Genomic DNA, 17,064 nt, shown 5'->3' with positions numbered 1-17,064 from the left:
CGCCTATGGAGAGTACAAGAACTTGTGAGTAGATAGATATTTATATCATCAAAAGCATACTCGTTGAAGTAGGAATGAAACATAGAAGTTTATAACTTTTTATAAGTTTTCAGTAACGGAGCATTCATATGAAATACGACTTCACTTCCATCATTGACCGACATAGCAGAGATTCCATCGCAGTAGACGGCCTGAAGGGCGATGGTTTCTCTCCTGCCCCGCCGAAGGAGGGCTTCGATGCCATCCCGATGTGGGTAGCAGACATGAACTTTCCTACTGTACCTACCATACAGCAGGCGATCATCGAACGGGCCAGTCACCCGGCCTTCGGTTACTTCGAAGCCCCGCCGGAATATTATAAAGCCATCATCCGCTGGCAGGAAACACGCCACGGTGTCACCGGTCTGAAGCCCAGGCACATTGGCTACGAAAATGGCGTTCTGGGCGGAGTTATCAGTGCACTGAACTGCATCTGCTCCCGCGGTGATAACGTCCTGGTCCACAGCCCGACATACATAGGCTTCACCTCAAGCCTGAAAAACAACGGCTACGAGGCCGTACATTCTCCGCTGGTAAGGGATGAAAACGGCATATGGAGAATGGATTATGCAGACATGGAAAAACAACTCCGTGAAAAGAAGATCCACGCTGCCATTCTCTGCAATCCACACAATCCCTGCGGACGCGTGTGGGAACGCCGGGAGCTGGAAAAAGCCATGGAGCTGTACCGAAAATATGATGTCTACGTCATCTCAGACGAGATCTGGTCTGACCTCATCCTGAATGGCCATAAGCATATCCCCAGCCAGTCCGTCAGCGAAGATGCCCGCCAGCGTACAGCGGCCTTCTACGCTCCATCCAAAACCTTTAATCTGGCAGGACTTGTTGGCAGCTATCACATTGTATACAACAGCTGGTGGCGGGATCGTATTTTGAAGGAGTCCAGTCTGAGCCATTATAATATGATGAATGTTCTGTCCATGCACGCTCTGCTTGGCGCTTATCAGCCTGAAGGCTATGAATGGACCGATGAACTATGCGAAGTACTAAGCGGAAATGTAAGCTTTGCCTGTGATTACATTGACCGGCACTTTAAGGGTGTCAACGTTTCCAGACCGGAAGGCACCTACATGCTCTTTGCCGACTGCACCGACTGGTGTACTGCCCATGGCAAAACAATCGAAGATGTGGAAAAAGCCTGCTGGGATGTCGGCGTTGCCGTCCAGGACGGCAGGATGTTTTTCGGTCCCTGTCACCTAAGAATGAATCTGGCCTCACCCCGTTCCCGCATAGAAGAAGCCTTCCGCCGAATGGATCGGTACGTCTTCAACAGGTAAAAATCCACTCTGCCATTCATTACAATCTATGCTATAATAGAGCTCATAACATCAGCGTTCCATCCTGTCACTTTCCGGAACGCTGTAAACAGGAGGAAATCAATATGGATATTAAAGAGGAAATCCACGCATTATCAGAAGAAATGCTCACAAATCTTGGCAGACTGGTTGCCATTGACTCCCAGCTCGGTACCCCTTCCGAGGGAAAACCATTTGGTGAGGGTCCTGCAAAAGCCCTGGAAGAGGGACTGAAGATTGCCGAAGAACTTGGCTTTAAAACCGTAAACCTGGATAACTACTGCGGTTATGCCGAAATGGGTGAGGGCGATGAGATCGTCGGCATCGCCGGTCATCTGGATATCGTTCCTGTAGGCGGAGACTGGACCTACGATCCGTTCCGCCTTACCCGTGAAGACGATCATGTATACGGCCGCGGGACCACTGATGACAAAGGCCCTATCCTGGAAGCGCTCTATGCCATGAAGCTTCTCCGCGACCACGACGTGAAGCTGAACAAAAGAGTCCGCCTGATCATGGGCTGCAACGAGGAAACAGGTTCCAAATGTATGGATCACTACAATCAGGTAGCAGAAGAGCTTTCCTGCGGTTTCACACCGGATGCCAGCTTCCCGTGTATCCACGGTGAAAAAGGTCAGCTTGCCATGATCGCCTGCTCAAAAAACACCCGGATTATCTCCATGAACGGCGGTTTTGTATCCAATGCAATGTGTGACACCTGTACAACCATTGTTCCCGATGAGGACGGTCTGAAGGAAAAGCTGGAATCCGCACTTTCCCGGACGAAGCTCCAGGAATATAAGGTAACCGAAGAAAATGGCAGACTCACCATCTACGCCAAGGGTGTTCCGGCTCATGCCAGCACTCCTCATCTCGGTGTCAACGCTGCAGGAGTAACCTTTGAATGTCTGGCAAAAGCAGGCTTTGAAGATGACTTTGTGGAATTCTATAACTCCCATATCGGCACTGCATGTGACGGCTCCGGCATTGGTCTGAAATTTGCAGATGAATACGGCGATCTGACGTTATGCAACGGAATCGTCAAAACAGAAAACGGTGTCATTTCCTGTACCATCGATATCCGTGTTCCGGTAACTCTTAATGAGACCGATATCCGCAGAATGTGCCAGGACAGACTGGAAGATAAAAACGGCCGTATTGAGATCACAAATATTGTTGCCCCGTTATTCTTCCCAAGAGAATCTCCGCTGGTAAATGCTCTTTACAAAGCGTACACAGATGTGACTGGCGATACCGAACACAAACCAATGGTCATCGGAGGCGGCACTTACGCAAAATCCCTCAAAAACATCATAGCCTTCGGACCTGAAAAAGAGGGAATTGACTACCGCATCCACGGAGCCGATGAATTTATCCTGGTCTCCGGCATGGAAGAAGCAGTACTGATCTATATGGAAGCGATCAAAAATATGCTTGCAATCTGAAATCAGGAGGATAAGAAATCATGAGTACAAAAGCTGAACACGCTACAAAATTACACGAGAATGGCTGTAACTGTGCACAGGCAGTTGCCTGTTCTTTCTGCCGGGAATTTGGCATCGATGAAAACGAGATGTTCCGTATTGCCGAGGGCTTCGGCCTTGGAATGGGTGTTATGGAAATGTGCGGTGCTCTTTCCGGTATGGCTATGATCATCGGACTTTCCAACAGCCGCGGAAATACCGAAGAAGGTTCCGGCTCCAAAGGTGACACTTACAAAAAGCTCCGCACCTATATCCAGAAATTCAAAGAAAAAAACGGTTCCTGTATCTGCCGTGAATTAAAAGGTGTAGAGACAGGCAAGGTTCTCTGCAGCTGCCCGCAGTGTATCACCGATGCGGTTGCTCTTACAGAAGAATATCTTGCGGAAAACAGATAATCTCATAAAATAAAACAGCAGAATTGTATATTCCCTGTAATCCTGGGACATACAGCTCTGCTGTTTTCTGTTTCTATTCGCTTTTCACTGTCAGATCCTTCACACATCTGTATTTCTTATAATTCAGGTACACAGCCGGGATCTTTACAACTTCATCCAGACTGATGAGCTTTCTGGTAAAAATGCCGGCGCTCTTTTATTTTCCATTTATTTTTGCCCACGCCTCTTCGTCAAACTTACGGTCTTTCACGCTTTTCTATTTCATCTCGATCTTAAACAGTCTGGCCGCTTTTTCCTGTGGCATCTTCACTACAAGATTTCCATTTTCGATCTTATATCCGCACATCTCTTCCTTCGGATAGATCACGGATACTCTGCGGATCTGCTCTGCATTTTCCAGCGGGATCACTGCTTCTGTTGTTCTCGGTGTCCATACCGAAAGATAGGTATTCTTCTCTGCTTTCACTCCGTAAGCAAGAACTTCAGATTTCAGAGTTCCAAAACCAAGCGGGAAGAACGGCACGCCGTCACGGACTTCCTCACGGATCTCCTTATACAGGGAGATTCCCTCCTTCATACGGTTCATGGAATTTTCGCCCAGCTTCCATACCATACCGCTGATATATGGGCGGAGAAGCATACCATTTACTACATTGTAGATCACATGCTCTTCTTCATCCTCATACGGATATACCCACATACCACCCTGCTCCGGAGTTACCGCACTGGCTACATTGGCAGCGATATTGGCATTGTAGAGATAATCTGTCTGATCACTGGTAGACTGCAGGCTTAAGATCTTCAGCATACCATAATCCATACGCTGTCCGCCGGAACCGCAGTTCTCCACAACAAGCTCCGGATGATCCCGGAAGATTTCCTCATACCACTGGTGAAGACATTCATAATGCTCACGGATGGCATCTGCACAGCTGTCACTGTTCAGATCACTTCCATATCCCATGGTTACGTTATAGTCCACTTTAAAGTACTCTACACCGTAATCATTGATCAGCCTGTCTACTACATCACGGCAATATTTCCGTACCTCCGGATTGCGAAAATCCAGCATATAGCGTTTATTGTCAATGTGGCGTTTTCCATAACGGCAAACAAACCAGTCATCCGGAAGCTTGTTTGCCAGTTCGCAGGCAACTCCCATAACCTCGATTTCCAGCCAGAGTCCCATTTTCAGGCCTTTACTGTGTGCATGATCGCAGACTTCTTTCAGACCATTGGGGAATCTTCCGGATGCTTCTTTCCATTCCCCGACACGGTCCCACCAGAATCCGTCGTCATACCAGCCTGCATCCAGGCAGTAATATTCGCATCCGAGCTCTGCTGCCTTATCAATGATGGAAAGCTCCCGCTCCGTTATAGGGTCTCCCATCAGGCAATTCATGTAATCATTAAATACCACGTTCAGCTTCTCATCGTCCGTATTCGGTCTGCGTACTTTTCTCCGATATCTGGTCAGTGCCGCTGCTGCCGGATTCAGGCCACCTTTTACAACCGCTGCCCCTGCCGGAACGGTTGTAAAGCTTTCTCCCGGTTTCAGATTCTTATACCAGCCATGCTCCTGCTCTGTGGCGCCGCTTAAGGCAAGATACAGATTTCCGCCCTGTGCAGAGCCATATTCTGCCAGCCACTGTCCGGAGCTTTCAATCTGGAAAATATACGTCTCCCCTGTTTCTCTGTCCTCGGCAATTCCCATGGGAAGATACTCACAGGTAGACCAGGTGCCCTTTCCACTGTAACAATAACGGTTCAGGCCATATCCCTGATGATTGAAGCCATCTACGACCATTCCGTTTAAATTCAGCGTTTCTGCATCGTATTTCTGCCACTGTGCCTCACAGCACCAGCTGTTAAACGGCACATAGATATCTGTTTTTTTATAATAAGGCTTCTCGCCGCCTCTGGAGATTCCCTGATACATAAAAGAAGAAACATAGGTCAGCCCCTGATCCGCGCTTCCCTCATTGATGATCTCTGTCCAGGTCTGTACTGCCGGCACTCCGTCAAACAGGCGCATATGATATACTGCCTTCAGCTTTTCCGAGGAAATCATTACGATCTCCAGCTCTTTTCCACCGTCCTGTGCCTTCAGCTCATGGTTCTCATAAACAAAATCCACAGAGGACTGATTGATGTTGTTTTTGTAGGCATGCATGTTTAAGCTTCCTGTGCCGCTTCTGTGGATCTCAACAGCCGGATAACAGATATCCTCCTTCGGCTCCATGACTGCTTTTTTTACTTCCTGTGAAGAAAAATCTGCCAGCTCTACCACGCCGTTTTCCCGGATACGAAACTGGATATCCAGGCCATTCTCATGTAATTCGATCATTTTCATGTTTTCATTTTTATAGCTCATAGAAAATACCCTCCGTTTTTCTGATTCTGATCACAGTATAATATCTGTTTTTTTATAAGGTGACAGGTATCATCCCCTGAATGTAAAAATGCAATATATTGTCGTATTTATTTTTGCGTGATATACTGTTTGCTGACAGTAAAGAGTACAGTCAGTCAGACATGTAGGGCGATTTCATCGAATATCTGCATCTGTCCGACTCGCAATTTACAGCTGAAATATTTACATTCCGCTTCGCAGTATACTCAGGAGGTTTTTTCATGCCAGATATTTTCCAGAACTCTTCCCGATATTTCCATATTTCTGCTTTTTATGCTCTCTCCCTGCCTTATTATCATATGGAGCATCACACACATTCCAGCTATGAGATCATGTATATCACCTCCGGTTCCTGCCGGGTTTTCTGCCTGGATGGCACACAGGACACGGAATTCCCACTGAAATCCGGGCAGTTTATCTTTATCCGGCCGGATGTACCTCACAGGCTGGAGATTCCGGATGGTTTTCCCTGCTCGATCCTGAATCTGGAATTTTCCCTTACTCCCGAAAAAAGTCCGGTTGCTCTAGAGCTTCTCCTGAAAAAGGATCCCGGATTTTCCCAGTTCTGGAATTTTATGGAATCCTCCCAGGGCTTCTGCTCCGGTGCGGATTCCCGCAGCTTCGGATACAGCCTGAAGGATCTGCTCACCTTTTTACAACAAAATTCCGGTCAGATACAAAAGGAAGAATTTCTCTTCTTTCTTCTTTTCAGCCGCATGCTTACAGAGCTTGCATTCTGCGCCCGCTCCAGCCGGAACACCCAGGGAATCGTCTATCTGAAAAAAGCGCTCCGCTATATTGACGAGCATTATCTGGAAGACATTGATATTCCTGCCATCTCCGCATATGCAGGGATCAACAAATCCTACCTGCAGGCGCTCTTTACAGAAAAAAACGGCTGCACCATCAATACCTATATCAACCGCAAGCGTATGGAACAGGCCGCCTTTCTTCTGTGCAACAGTACTCTGCACATTACGGATATTGCCTTTTCTTCCGGATACAACAGCCGGCAGCATTTTGCACATACCTTCGAAAAATTTTATCATATGAGCCCCTCCAGGTACCGAAGCCTTCATACCCGGCCTCTCCGTTCGGATACCCAAAAGAAACGCTATCATATGACTGACGGACTGATGTTGGAAAGCGAACCCTTTCCTCAGAAATAAAACTTACTTCATACACCTACACTTTCAGGCTGATACCTGCGATCCACGTCTGAGCAGCCTAAAAAAACGGCCAGGTACGAAGCTCTTATCTCTTCGATAACCTGGCCGGCTTTTTATATTTATTGTCAAGCGGATATTCGCAATCCTGCAGGGGACTTACTTGCTTCGGTTAAAAATTTTCTATGGAAGCAGATTCTGCATACTCTTCAGGCTGATCGCCAGTGTGGAGGTATTATGCAGAAGTGCGGATGAAGTCGGCTGCAGGATACCTGCAACGCCACAGGCGATAAGACCTGCGTTAAAGGTAATAATAAAACGGTAATTGCGTCTGATACGCTTCATCAGTGCATTGCTGATCTCTTTCAGAACAACAAGCTCCTGAAGATCATCTGCACCTACAGTAATATCTGCGATCTCCCGGGCAATTTCAGCACCATCACTGATGGCGATACCGACATTGGCTGCGGAAAGTGCCGGAGAATCATTGATTCCGTCACCTACCATGATAACCTTTCTTCCGGCTGCCTTTTCTTTTTCGATGAAGTTGGCCTTATCCTCCGGAAGTACCTCGGAATAATATTCGTCCACTCCCACACGTCTGGCAATGGCTGCTGCTGTACGCTCACTGTCCCCTGTCATCATAACGATCTTGGAAATTCCTGCCCCGCGCAGTGCTTCTACAGAAGCTTTCGCCTCCTCACGAAGAGGATCTTCAATACAGATCACGGCTGCAAGACGTCCGTCAATGGCAAGATACAGATGGGAATACTCTTCCGGAATATTGTCAAATTTCTCCTTGCCATCCTCCGGGATCAGACATTTCTCATCTTCAAATACAAAGTGATAGCTTCCGATCACGGCCTTATGGTCTTCGATCGTAGTGGAAATTCCATGCGCTACTACATATTCAACCTTTGAATGCATCTCCTCATGGGCCAGATGCTTCTTCCTGGCAGCACTGACAACAGCCTTGGCCATAGAGTGTGGGAAATGCTCTTCCATACATGCGGCGATACGCAGCATCTCCTCCGGATCATTGTTGTCAAAAGGAACCACATCCACAACGGTTGGCTTCGCCTTTGTCAGAGTTCCTGTCTTATCAAATACGATGGTATCTGCCTCAGCCATTGCTTCCAGATATTTACCGCCCTTAACTGTAGCCTTATGTGTACCGGCCTCACGGATCGCAGACAATACAGAGATCGGCATTGCAAGCTTAAGCGCGCAGGAGAAATCCACCATCAGGATCGCAAGGGCCTTGGTGGCATTTCTGGTAAGGAGATATGTAAGTGCTGTTCCTCCAAGAGTATAGGGAACCAGCTTATCTGCCAGATGCTCTGCCTTTCCCTCCAAAGAAGATTTCAGCTTCTCAGACTCCTCGATCATGGTAACGATCTTGTCATAGCGGCTGGAACCACCTACCGTCTTTACGCGGATGGTGATCTCACCTTCCTCCACAACAGTGCCTGCATAGGCAACGCTGCCCTCTTTCTTGCATACAGGTACAGATTCACCGGTAAGAGAAGCCTGGTTGACCATAGCCTCTCCATCTGTAACACTTCCGTCAAAAGGAATTACGGTACCCATACGTACAACAACATCATCTCCCGGCTGGACCTCTCCGGACTCTACCAGGATCTCCTGATCCTCTCTCTTCAGCCATACCCTGCCAACATTCAGGGACATGGTTCTTGCAAGATCACCTACGGATTTCTTATGCGTCCACTCTTCCAGGATCTCTCCGATTCCAAGCAGGAACATGATGGAGCCTGCAGTACCAAAGTCCTGACGTAATACAGACACTCCAATTGCAGTGGCATCCAGGACCGGCACCTCGATCTTACGGTGAAGAAGTGTATCGATTCCCTTCCAGATATATTTCAGGGAAGTAGCTGTTGTATAAATGGCATTCAGCGGATATGGCAGAAAAAGCTTTCTTCCGTAATGGCAGATCACCTTGGAGATCAGCTTCTCCTGATATTCTGCATTCAGTGCTCTCCCTGAGCTCTGCAGCACCTGTGAAGGAACCTCTACATCCTGATAATGAAATTCGCTGATACCACGGATAACCGCAGCTCTGCTGCCCCGATAATTTACAACTGCGTCACAGGTTCTCTCGTATACCTTGGCAGAAACCACTCCATCAAGATTCTCGAGATAATACAACAGCGTATCTGCCTGCCCGTAGCTCATCCTCTTCTGAGCAAGATGGATACGAAGCCGGCCTCTTGTCTCATGTTTGATATAAAATTTCACGGAAAATCGCCTCTTTACTCAGCTGTCTCTTCTGCTGTTTCTTTGAATGCATCCTCATCTGCAGTTTCCTCTGCTTCTGTCTCAACATCCTCTACAGCCTCTTCAGCTACTGATCTTTCCTCATTGATCTCCTTAGCTTCAGCATAAATATCTTCAGCATTCTCCTGAAGATTCGTAGCTGTTTTCATGATGCAGTCCTTAGCTCTTAAAACAGCTGCTGTGCATCCTGTGTAAAGCTTCTTCGCATCCTTGCTTGTGAGGATCTTGATTCCTGCTGTACCGAAAAGAACGCCTGCTGCAAAAAGTCCTGATTTCTTGAATTTAAAGTCTGCCATAATAATTTCCTCCTGATATATGATTTTTATTTTTTTCTGATTCCCGGTGAGGATTTTTCATGTCCGCCCCGATATTTTCATTATTATAAAATGTCTGTAAAAAAAAGTCCAGTGTTTTTTGTGTGAATTCAACACAATTCGTTAAATTTTCAGTTATTTTTGCCTAACAGTTAATTTTTACTAATAGTTTAATCTATCTAATTCTTAGTCTGTACAAACCTCTTCTTTCCTATTATATTGTGCCATAGCTTTTCCATACTCACCCGACCTCATGAACAGGCAGCAGCGCCAGGGTACGGATATTCTGTTCACTGATCTCCCCGCAGGCCCGAAGTCCTGCAAGAATCACTTCATTAAGCTTCTGTCCGGACAGATGGCATATCGTATCATCATCCAGTTCTACTGTGCAGACGCCTTTTGTGCTGCATGCCACGCGATACATATTCTTTCGGCTGATAGCACCAATGGATTCCAGCGTATTGACCATACGGTATACTGTAGCTACACCGATCTTCGGATCCAGTGCGGAAGCCCTGTAATAGATTTCCTTACAACAGGAGCACTCTCCCTCCAGGATAATGTCCAGAAGAATCTTTCTCTGTCTGGTGATGCGGAGCCCCTTCTCCTTCAGTTTCTCTATAATAAGATCCCTCTGCATCTCTGTATGTCGGTAGCATCCTGTTTTTTTCTCTTCTGTTTCGGCTTCTGCAATATGCATTCTGATCCCTCCTTTATTGAGAAAACTTTTCTTTTATCTAATAAGTTAGTATACTCCAACTTAGGTTAGTTGTAAATAACTCATTTGAACTTTTTTACATATTGAGGATTCTGCCTGAATACCATATAATGTTTCGTGAACCTGTACATAGGAAACCGTCGTTTTGACAAAATGACGAAAAATCCCCTTTCGTTTTTTCGTCAGAATGACAAGAAACTGCCGGAAACTTTGTAAGATTCAGCTCTAGCCCTTTTCTCTCATTTTCGATATACTGTTAACCAGCAAAGGAAATTACGTAAAAACAATATATTAATTTTGGAGGGAAACAACAATGGCAAGTTTATCATTATCTCACATTAATAAAACTTATCCGAACGGCTTCCAGGCAGTTAAAGATTTCAACCTGGAGATTGAAGACAAAGAATTCATCATCTTCGTAGGACCATCCGGATGTGGAAAATCTACAACACTTCGTATGATCGCAGGTCTTGAGGAGATCAGCGGTGGTACACTTAAGATCGGTGACAAAGTCATGAACGATGTTGAGCCTAAGGACCGTGATATCGCAATGGTATTCCAGAACTACGCTCTGTATCCTCATATGACAGTTTATGATAACATGGCATTCGGACTTAAGCTTCGTAAAGTTCCGAAGGACCAGATTGACAAGGCTGTTCGTGAAGCAGCAAGAATCCTTGACCTTGACAAGCTTCTTGATCGTAAACCGAAGGCTCTTTCCGGTGGTCAGAGACAGCGAGTTGCTATGGGACGTGCTATCGTTCGTAATCCTAAGGTATTCCTTATGGATGAGCCTCTTTCCAACCTGGATGCTAAGCTTCGTGTACAGATGCGTATCGAGATCTCTAAGATCCATCAGAGACTTGGTGCTACCATCATCTATGTAACACATGACCAGACAGAGGCTATGACACTTGGTACCAGAATCGTTGTTATGAAAGACGGTGTTGTTCAGCAGGTTGATACACCACAGAACCTGTATCAGAAACCAGGCAACCTCTTCGTTGCAGGATTCATGGGATCTCCGCAGATGAACTTCCTTGATGCTGTTATCTCCGAGAAAGGCGGCAATGTAGTTGCTACGATCGGTGGTGAGCATGAGGTTATTGTTCCGGCAGCTAAGGCTAAAGTCCTGAAAGACAAAGGCTATGTTGGAAAGAAAGTTGTTCTTGGTATCCGTCCTGAGGATATCCATGATTCTCAGATGTTCCTTGAGACATCTCCAAGCAAACCAATGAACTCCGTAGTTAAAGTTTACGAGCTTCTTGGTGCTGAAGTATTCCTGTACTTCGATGTTGACGGAACTCAGGTTACAGCACGAGTTGATCCTCGTACAACAGCTAAGACCGGTGATCCGATCAGATTTGCATTCGATATGGAGAAAGCTCACTTCTTCGACAAAGAGACAGAGCTTACTATCACAAACTAATTCTCGTCGAATCATAAAAACAGAATGTAACCCCGGGGGATATGATTTCCCGGGGTTTCTTTTTATTTCACTAGTTTTATTTCACATCAGAAAGGACGCTTTTTATGAAAATACAGCAAACAATTCAAAAATGTCTGGATGACTGGAACCGGATCAGCGGTCTTGATTTCTGTATTCTGGATGAAAATGACCAGATATACATTTCCACAGGGGACCGCCGACTTCCTTCTTCTGAAAAGCTTGCTCAGTTTCGGGAGGATCCTGCCTTATGCATCTCCAACCGCAGCTGCAGTCTGTACAAGCTGAACAACATACCTCAGAGCAATATGCTTCTGATCGTATGGGGCTCCGGAGAGCAGGCTTCTACCATCGGAGAGCTTGCTGTCTGCCAGGTAGAAAGTCTCCTCACTGCCTATACGGAAAAAACAGACAAGAACTCCTTTATGCAGAATCTTCTCCTGGACCGCTATTCCCAGGTAGAAGCTTTTAACAAGGCTGCCCGTCTTCATATCACACCTTCTGCCCGCCGTGCGGTATTTCTTGTGGAAACCAAGCAGCACAAGGACGAAAATGCCCTGGCTACCATCCGCAACATCTTTTCTGCCCGCACACGGGATTTTATCACTGCACTGGATGATTCCGGCATCATCGTAGTACGTGAGCTTCAGAGCACCGAAAGCTACGAAGAACTGGAGGGTATCGCCTGCATGCTGGTGGATATGCTCAATACAGAGGCCATGACCTCTGCCTGGGTTTCCTACAGCAATGTTGCAGATGATATCATGGAGCTTTCCGATGCCTACAAGGAAGCCCGCACTGCTCTGGAGGTCGGCAAGATCTTTTATGCTGACAAAAACGTTTTCGGTTACAACCGTCTGGGCATCGGACGTCTGATCTATCAGCTTCCCACTCAGGTTTGCAACATGTTTGTAGGCGAGATCTTCGGAGAAGAATCCCTGGAATCTATTGACGACGAAACCCTCAATATCATCCGGACCTTCTTTGAAAATAACCTGAACCTTTCTGAAACCTCCAGACAGCTCTATGTGCACCGGAATACTCTGGTGTACCGTTTTGAAAAGCTACAGAAGCGTTTTGGCCTGGATATCCGTACCTTTGAGGATGCACTGGCCTTCAAGCTTGCCATGATGGTGTCCGATTACATTACCTATTCCGGAAATCATGGAAAATAGATTCTGCTCGTAAAAATCCATCCAAAATGCAGGAACACAAAAAATCCCCGGAAACAGCAGATAATGTCTGTTTCCGGGGGTTCTTTATTTCAGCAGCATCAGATGCTCCGATGGAAAATACAGATATTCCGGAAGATCTTTGTCCGGATCCTCCGTAAAGCTGTTTTTGGGACGCATCCACCATAATCCGGCAGCATTCTCTTCCGCTTTGTTTCGGATCATATACTGATGTTCAAATGTAGTTTCTATGTATTGGTCTACCTGCACTGCCATACAGTTCTCACCCGGCTCTGATTCCGGGCGGATCCAGTGGCCACGGATCCCTACATGGGTAATATCCTCATCTACATTTTCTTCGGTATGGAGCTTCATTTTCCAGTCCGCCGCATAGATCTCGTGAGGTCCCAGCCTCTCCGCTCTGGAAAAATTCTTACAGCCGGTAAGCTTTGCTGCCTCCAGAAGTCCCGGTCTCTCAAACAGCTGCTTTGTCTCCCCGGTCACAAGGATTCTGCCTTCATGTACAATGGAAAGCTCCCTGCAGAATTTATAGGCCTCATCTCTGCTGTGTGTCACAAGGATCATATCTCCCGGATAGTCCTTGAGGAAATCCTGCATCTCCCGCTGGAGCACATCCTTCAGGTAACCGTCCAGTGCGGAAAACGGCTCATCCAGAAGAATAGCTTCCGGCTCTCCAATCATCATTCTGGCCAGTGCCACTCTCTGCTGCTGTCCGCCGGAAAGCTGTGAGGGCAGGCGCTTCTCCAACCCCTCCAGATGATATCGCCGGATCAGATCTGCCACTTTTTCTCTGGCGGAGGATTTTTCCCCACGATAACCGCAGCGGATGTTCTGTTCCACTGTCATGGTTGGGAACAGCGCATAATTCTGAAACAGATATCCGATCCGTCGCTTCTGCGGTTTCAAATTGATCCCTTTTTCAGAATCAAACACTGTTTTTCCATTGATAACGATCCTTCCCTTATCCGGTGTTTCGATCCCTGCAATACAGCGTAAGGTCATGCTTTTTCCGCTGCCGGAAGCACCAAGAAGCCCAATGGCTGCCGAACTGCCTTCAAAATCTACCTTCAGGGAAAAATCACGGAAGTTTTTTTCGATATTTACTTTGACTGCCATCAGATCCACCTTCTTGTTTTCATTCCTCTTCCGGATACGATATTGATCAGCGCTACGATCACAAAGGAGATCAGCACGATCACAACGACCCAGAAGCCTGCAGTTCCGTAATTTCCGGCTGCTGTCTCTGATGCAATGGCAACAGAAACTGTTCTGGTTTTTCCAAGGATATTTCCGGCAAGCATAGAGGTTGCGCCATATTCTCCGATCGCGCGTGCAAATGCCAGCACTGTTCCGGATGCGATCCCCGGTCCTGCCGCCGGCATGACTACCCGCCAGAAGATCCGGCTGTCGCTCATCCCCAGAGTCTGACCTGCATGGATAAGATTTATATCCACCTGTTCAAAAGCAGCCCGTGCATTGCGGTACATCAGCGGAAATGCAATCACTGCCGCTGCGACCACACAGCCCTTCCAGGTCTGCACGATCTTAATATCAAAATTATCCAGAAGAAAGCTTCCGAAGGGCCTTTTCAGACTGAAGATCAGTAGCAGAAAAAATCCAGCCACTGTAGGAGGAAGTACCAGCGGAAGAGTAAGGATCCCGTCCAGTACTGCTCTGGCTCCCGGCTTCAGCTTCATGATCTTCCGGGCGCAAAATATTCCCAGAAAAAAAGCGATCACTGTGGCTGCCAGACCTGTTTTTAAGGAAATCCACAGAGGACTCCAGTTTATTTCTCTCAAAAATTCTGTCATATTTCATTCCTGTGCCGGCATTTACTGTGTTTCAATATTTACTGCCTGCCGGTTTTCTACATCATACTCATTTGGATGTGCTGTCTGCGGAAGCTGTGCTGTCCTCAGCCTCCGTGTTGTCTGCAGAAGCTTCTGTGGCATCCTCGGAATCCTCATCCTCATATGCTGTAAATCCATAGCCCTCAAATACCTTGATCGCTGCATCAGACTCTACATAATCAAGAAAAGCCTCTGCTGCCCTGGTATCGTCTTCCGATGCTTCCTTGTCCTCGATAAGTCCCACAGGATAAAGAACCGGCGTCTTAAGGCTGTCTGCCGGCGCCTCTGCGATGATATCTACTTTATCAGTAACAGACGCAGCATCTGTCGCATATACAACACCAACCTCATTGCTTCCTTCACTGACTGCTGCAAGTACATCCGTTACATTCTTGCACTCGTTGATCTCCATTTTGTTTACATCGTCCATGATCCCAAGATTGTTAAAGATCTCACGGGCGTACTGTCCCACCGGAACATCCTCTCCTGCAAGCGCCATATTTTCAGCGTCTGTGATATTCTCGAATCCTGTTACCTTTGTCTCTCCGTCCTTTGGTCTGATCAGAACGACTTTGTTCTCAAGAAGATCCTTAACGGTGTCTTCCTTTGTCAGTTTTTCCTCTGTGAGGGCATCCATCTGTTTATCTGCTGCTGAAAAGAAAAGATCACAGCGTGCACCTTCCTCGATCTGTGTCTGCAGTGTACCTGAGCTGTCTGCACTGTAATAGATCGTTACATTCGGATAAAGCTCATTGAAATCCTTCTGGATCTCCTCCATGGAATTGCTGAGGCTGGCAGCAATAAATGCATAAACCTCTCCCTTCAGGTTCTCATCACCTTTCACTTCTGTGTCCGCCGCAAAAACAGTTCCGGTCATAAGGCCTGTTGTTAAAATTCCCGCGGTAAGGGCTGCTAAGATTTTTTTCTTCATCTTTTGTTTCTCTCCTTTTCCGTTTCGTTCAGTTTTGTTTAGTTTTGAATGGTTTTGTTTAATTTTACCGAAAGGAAAGTTTCTTGTCAAGCTATAAGGCATTGCTGTTTTTCTCTGCAAGTGCTATCATAAATACATAGTTGACAAGCCAGGCGGATGTTCACGATCCGCTTCGTTTCTTATCATGAGTGGCTTACAGCACTCCTGATACAGACAAATCCCACACAAGGTTCATTGCTCTGCACAACGGAAGCAGAGAACTTGCCTGATCCGGTTCATTCAATATTCAAAAAAAGGAGACTTACTTATGAAACTCAGTGCACGTAATCAGTTAAAAGGAAAAATCATCAACATCAACCAGGGAGCTGTAAATTCCATCGTTTCCATCGATATCGGTGGTGGAAATATCATCACTGCTACCATCTCCTGTGCGGCGGTGGAAGAACTTGGACTGAAAGTAGGCTCTGATGCTTACGCAGTTATTAAGGCAACCAATGTTATGGTAGGTATCGATGAATAAAGTCTACACAGCACAGGAAGTTGCAGATAAACTAAAGATCAAAAAATCCACAGTATATGACCTGATCAAACGCGGAGAGCTTTCCTCCTCCAAAGTCGGCAAACAGCTGCGGGTCAGCGAGGAACAGCTGTCTCAGTATCTTAAGGGTTCGGAATGTTCTGCGTCTTCTGCTCAGTCTTATGATCACCAGCCGGAGAGTTCTCTTTTGAAAAGGGATTATCTTCTGCATTCCAGTGGACTGATCATCAGCGGACAGGCTTCTCCGGCTCTGGATCTTCTCCTGAATCAGCTTCCCACACACCCGGACAATCTGCCGGTTCTGCAGTCTCACATGAACACCTACAACGGACTGTATTCTCTCTATTTTGAAAAAGTCCACATTGCCTGTGCATCCGCCTCACCAGAAGATATCCATAGCCTTATACCCGGTATCCCACTGACTGTGATCTCTCTGTGTCAATATCCTGTCGGCTTCTATGTAAAAAAAGAAAATCCCAAGAATATCCGGGGATTTTCTGATCTTACACGGGCAGATATTATTTTTGTGAACCGCGAAAAAGGAAGCAGCCGTCGTATCCTTCTTGACCGTACACTTCTGTCTTCCGAAATTTCACCGGATTCCATATCCGGATATCGAAATGAGCTTGTTACCGATCACTCCACGGCTGCTGCAGTGGCTGGCGGACAGGCAGACATAGCTCTTGGCGAGGCCTGTGTAGCGAGAAGCTTCCCGGAGCTGGATTTTCTTCCTGTTTGCCAGGAATCACTCTTCCTGGTTATGCAGACCAAAAATCTGAGCACCCCCGGCTTTCAGGCCGTAGCGGAAACCATTGCATCCGAACCTTTCCGCCGGTTTTTAGCTCTTCAAACTGGATACGATACTACTAACACCGGAAATATCCGGCATATTTAGGGCTAAGAAAAACGCTTATGTAAAAAATTCTTCCACAACCATTTCTTTGATAATACAAAATCAGCCA

General features: G+C 46.6%; 15 protein-coding genes. 8 read left to right on the top strand and 7 right to left on the bottom strand.

Going from position 1 to position 17,064, the window contains the following annotated elements:
* Nucleotides 1–128: 128 nt before the first annotated feature.
* The 3 genes from NQ489_RS04235 to NQ489_RS04225 all read left to right on the top strand — a co-directional run bounded on the left by NQ489_RS04235 (nt 129) and on the right by NQ489_RS04225 (nt 3,234).
* Nucleotides 129–1,337 carry a MalY/PatB family protein gene (locus NQ489_RS04235; RefSeq protein ID WP_227945588.1) on the top strand — a complete coding sequence of 403 codons (1,209 nt, stop codon included), beginning with the start codon at nt 129–131 and terminating at the stop codon, nt 1,335–1,337.
* 104 nt (nt 1,338–1,441) lie between these two features.
* On the top strand, nt 1,442–2,800 hold the full coding sequence (locus NQ489_RS04230) for a M20 family metallopeptidase (protein WP_021651938.1): 1,359 nt from the start codon (nt 1,442–1,444) through the stop codon (nt 2,798–2,800).
* Between the two features lie 20 nt (nt 2,801–2,820).
* On the top strand, nt 2,821–3,234 hold the full coding sequence (locus NQ489_RS04225; RefSeq protein WP_021651937.1) for a C-GCAxxG-C-C family protein: 414 nt from the start codon (nt 2,821–2,823) through the stop codon (nt 3,232–3,234).
* A gap of 256 nt (nt 3,235–3,490) precedes the next feature.
* Here the strand turns inward: NQ489_RS04225 and NQ489_RS04220 are convergent, their stop codons facing one another.
* Nucleotides 3,491–5,608 carry a glycoside hydrolase family 36 protein gene (locus NQ489_RS04220; protein ID WP_021651936.1) on the bottom strand — a complete coding sequence of 706 codons (2,118 nt, stop codon included), beginning with the start codon at nt 5,606–5,608 and terminating at the stop codon, nt 3,491–3,493.
* A 260-nt stretch (nt 5,609–5,868) separates the two neighbouring features.
* Here NQ489_RS04220 and NQ489_RS04215 point away from each other — a divergent pair, with 260 nt between their 5' ends.
* On the top strand, nt 5,869–6,816 hold the full coding sequence (locus NQ489_RS04215) for an AraC family transcriptional regulator (protein WP_021651935.1): 948 nt from the start codon (nt 5,869–5,871) through the stop codon (nt 6,814–6,816).
* 180 nt (nt 6,817–6,996) lie between these two features.
* Here the strand turns inward: NQ489_RS04215 and NQ489_RS04210 are convergent, their stop codons facing one another.
* The 3 genes from NQ489_RS04210 to NQ489_RS04200 all read right to left on the bottom strand — a co-directional run bounded on the left by NQ489_RS04210 (nt 6,997) and on the right by NQ489_RS04200 (nt 10,125).
* Nucleotides 6,997–9,072 (bottom strand): heavy metal translocating P-type ATPase, encoded by a 2,076-nt coding sequence (locus NQ489_RS04210; RefSeq protein ID WP_021651934.1) that lies wholly within the window; start codon nt 9,070–9,072, stop codon nt 6,997–6,999.
* Between the two features lie 14 nt (nt 9,073–9,086).
* The gene (locus NQ489_RS04205; RefSeq protein ID WP_021651933.1) at nt 9,087–9,407 is read right to left on the bottom strand and encodes a DUF6110 family protein; all 321 of its coding nucleotides are present in this window, start codon (nt 9,405–9,407) and stop codon (nt 9,087–9,089) included.
* Nucleotides 9,408–9,666: 259 nt separating this feature from the next.
* Nucleotides 9,667–10,125: a transcriptional repressor gene (locus NQ489_RS04200; protein WP_021651932.1), complete on the bottom strand. Its 459-nt coding sequence runs from the start codon at nt 10,123–10,125 to the stop codon at nt 9,667–9,669.
* A gap of 331 nt (nt 10,126–10,456) precedes the next feature.
* On the opposite strand from NQ489_RS04200, the gene NQ489_RS04195 reads away from it, so the two are divergent.
* Together NQ489_RS04195 and NQ489_RS04190 are read left to right on the top strand one after the other, a co-directional pair.
* Complete coding sequence (locus NQ489_RS04195) at nt 10,457–11,572, top strand: ABC transporter ATP-binding protein (protein WP_015527387.1); 1,116 nt, start codon at nt 10,457–10,459, stop codon at nt 11,570–11,572.
* A gap of 104 nt (nt 11,573–11,676) precedes the next feature.
* The gene (locus NQ489_RS04190) at nt 11,677–12,765 is read left to right on the top strand and encodes a PucR family transcriptional regulator (protein WP_021651931.1); all 1,089 of its coding nucleotides are present in this window, start codon (nt 11,677–11,679) and stop codon (nt 12,763–12,765) included.
* A gap of 84 nt (nt 12,766–12,849) precedes the next feature.
* Here NQ489_RS04190 and NQ489_RS04185 read toward each other — a convergent pair whose 3' ends face one another.
* From NQ489_RS04185 to modA, 3 genes are all read right to left on the bottom strand, one after another.
* Nucleotides 12,850–13,899 carry a sulfate/molybdate ABC transporter ATP-binding protein gene (locus tag NQ489_RS04185; protein WP_021651930.1) on the bottom strand — a complete coding sequence of 350 codons (1,050 nt, stop codon included), beginning with the start codon at nt 13,897–13,899 and terminating at the stop codon, nt 12,850–12,852.
* Nucleotides 13,899–14,594 carry a molybdate ABC transporter permease subunit gene (gene modB / locus NQ489_RS04180; RefSeq protein ID WP_021651929.1) on the bottom strand — a complete coding sequence of 232 codons (696 nt, stop codon included), beginning with the start codon at nt 14,592–14,594 and terminating at the stop codon, nt 13,899–13,901. The genes NQ489_RS04185 and modB overlap by 1 nt, the downstream gene beginning before the upstream one ends.
* Before the next feature lie 67 nt (nt 14,595–14,661).
* Complete coding sequence (gene modA, locus NQ489_RS04175) at nt 14,662–15,564, bottom strand: molybdate ABC transporter substrate-binding protein (protein ID WP_044961707.1); 903 nt, start codon at nt 15,562–15,564, stop codon at nt 14,662–14,664.
* Between the two features lie 307 nt (nt 15,565–15,871).
* Here modA and NQ489_RS04170 point away from each other — a divergent pair, with 307 nt between their 5' ends.
* Both NQ489_RS04170 and NQ489_RS04165 read left to right on the top strand, forming a co-directional pair.
* Entirely contained in the window at nt 15,872–16,084 is a 213-nt protein-coding gene (locus NQ489_RS04170) for a TOBE domain-containing protein (RefSeq protein WP_015527392.1), read from the top strand.
* Nucleotides 16,077–16,997 carry a substrate-binding domain-containing protein gene (locus tag NQ489_RS04165; RefSeq protein ID WP_015527393.1) on the top strand — a complete coding sequence of 307 codons (921 nt, stop codon included), beginning with the start codon at nt 16,077–16,079 and terminating at the stop codon, nt 16,995–16,997. The genes NQ489_RS04170 and NQ489_RS04165 overlap by 8 nt, the downstream gene beginning before the upstream one ends.
* The last annotated feature ends 67 nt before the right edge of the window (nt 16,998–17,064 follow it).

This window comes from Blautia sp. KLE_1732_HM_1032 (genome assembly GCF_025147905.1).
Classification (GTDB): domain Bacteria; phylum Bacillota; class Clostridia; order Lachnospirales; family Lachnospiraceae; genus Blautia_A; species Blautia_A fusiformis.
Note: the sequence above shows the minus strand (reverse complement) of the source record. Positions and strands in the feature narration are given on the sequence as shown.

Coding starts and splice junctions, on each gene's coding strand:
- NQ489_RS04235 (WP_227945588.1), top strand. CDS start 129: ATGAAATACGACTTCACTTCCATCATTGACCGACATAGCAGAGATTCC.
- NQ489_RS04230 (WP_021651938.1), top strand. CDS start 1,442: ATGGATATTAAAGAGGAAATCCACGCATTATCAGAAGAAATGCTCACA.
- NQ489_RS04225 (WP_021651937.1), top strand. CDS start 2,821: ATGAGTACAAAAGCTGAACACGCTACAAAATTACACGAGAATGGCTGT.
- NQ489_RS04220 (WP_021651936.1), bottom strand. CDS start 5,608: ATGAGCTATAAAAATGAAAACATGAAAATGATCGAATTACATGAGAAT.
- NQ489_RS04215 (WP_021651935.1), top strand. CDS start 5,869: ATGCCAGATATTTTCCAGAACTCTTCCCGATATTTCCATATTTCTGCT.
- NQ489_RS04205 (WP_021651933.1), bottom strand. CDS start 9,407: ATGGCAGACTTTAAATTCAAGAAATCAGGACTTTTTGCAGCAGGCGTT.
- NQ489_RS04200 (WP_021651932.1), bottom strand. CDS start 10,125: ATGCATATTGCAGAAGCCGAAACAGAAGAGAAAAAAACAGGATGCTAC.
- NQ489_RS04195 (WP_015527387.1), top strand. CDS start 10,457: ATGGCAAGTTTATCATTATCTCACATTAATAAAACTTATCCGAACGGC.
- NQ489_RS04190 (WP_021651931.1), top strand. CDS start 11,677: ATGAAAATACAGCAAACAATTCAAAAATGTCTGGATGACTGGAACCGG.
- NQ489_RS04185 (WP_021651930.1), bottom strand. CDS start 13,899: ATGGCAGTCAAAGTAAATATCGAAAAAAACTTCCGTGATTTTTCCCTG.
- modB (WP_021651929.1), bottom strand. CDS start 14,594: ATGACAGAATTTTTGAGAGAAATAAACTGGAGTCCTCTGTGGATTTCC.
- modA (WP_044961707.1), bottom strand. CDS start 15,564: ATGAAGAAAAAAATCTTAGCAGCCCTTACCGCGGGAATTTTAACAACA.
- NQ489_RS04170 (WP_015527392.1), top strand. CDS start 15,872: ATGAAACTCAGTGCACGTAATCAGTTAAAAGGAAAAATCATCAACATC.
- NQ489_RS04165 (WP_015527393.1), top strand. CDS start 16,077: ATGAATAAAGTCTACACAGCACAGGAAGTTGCAGATAAACTAAAGATC.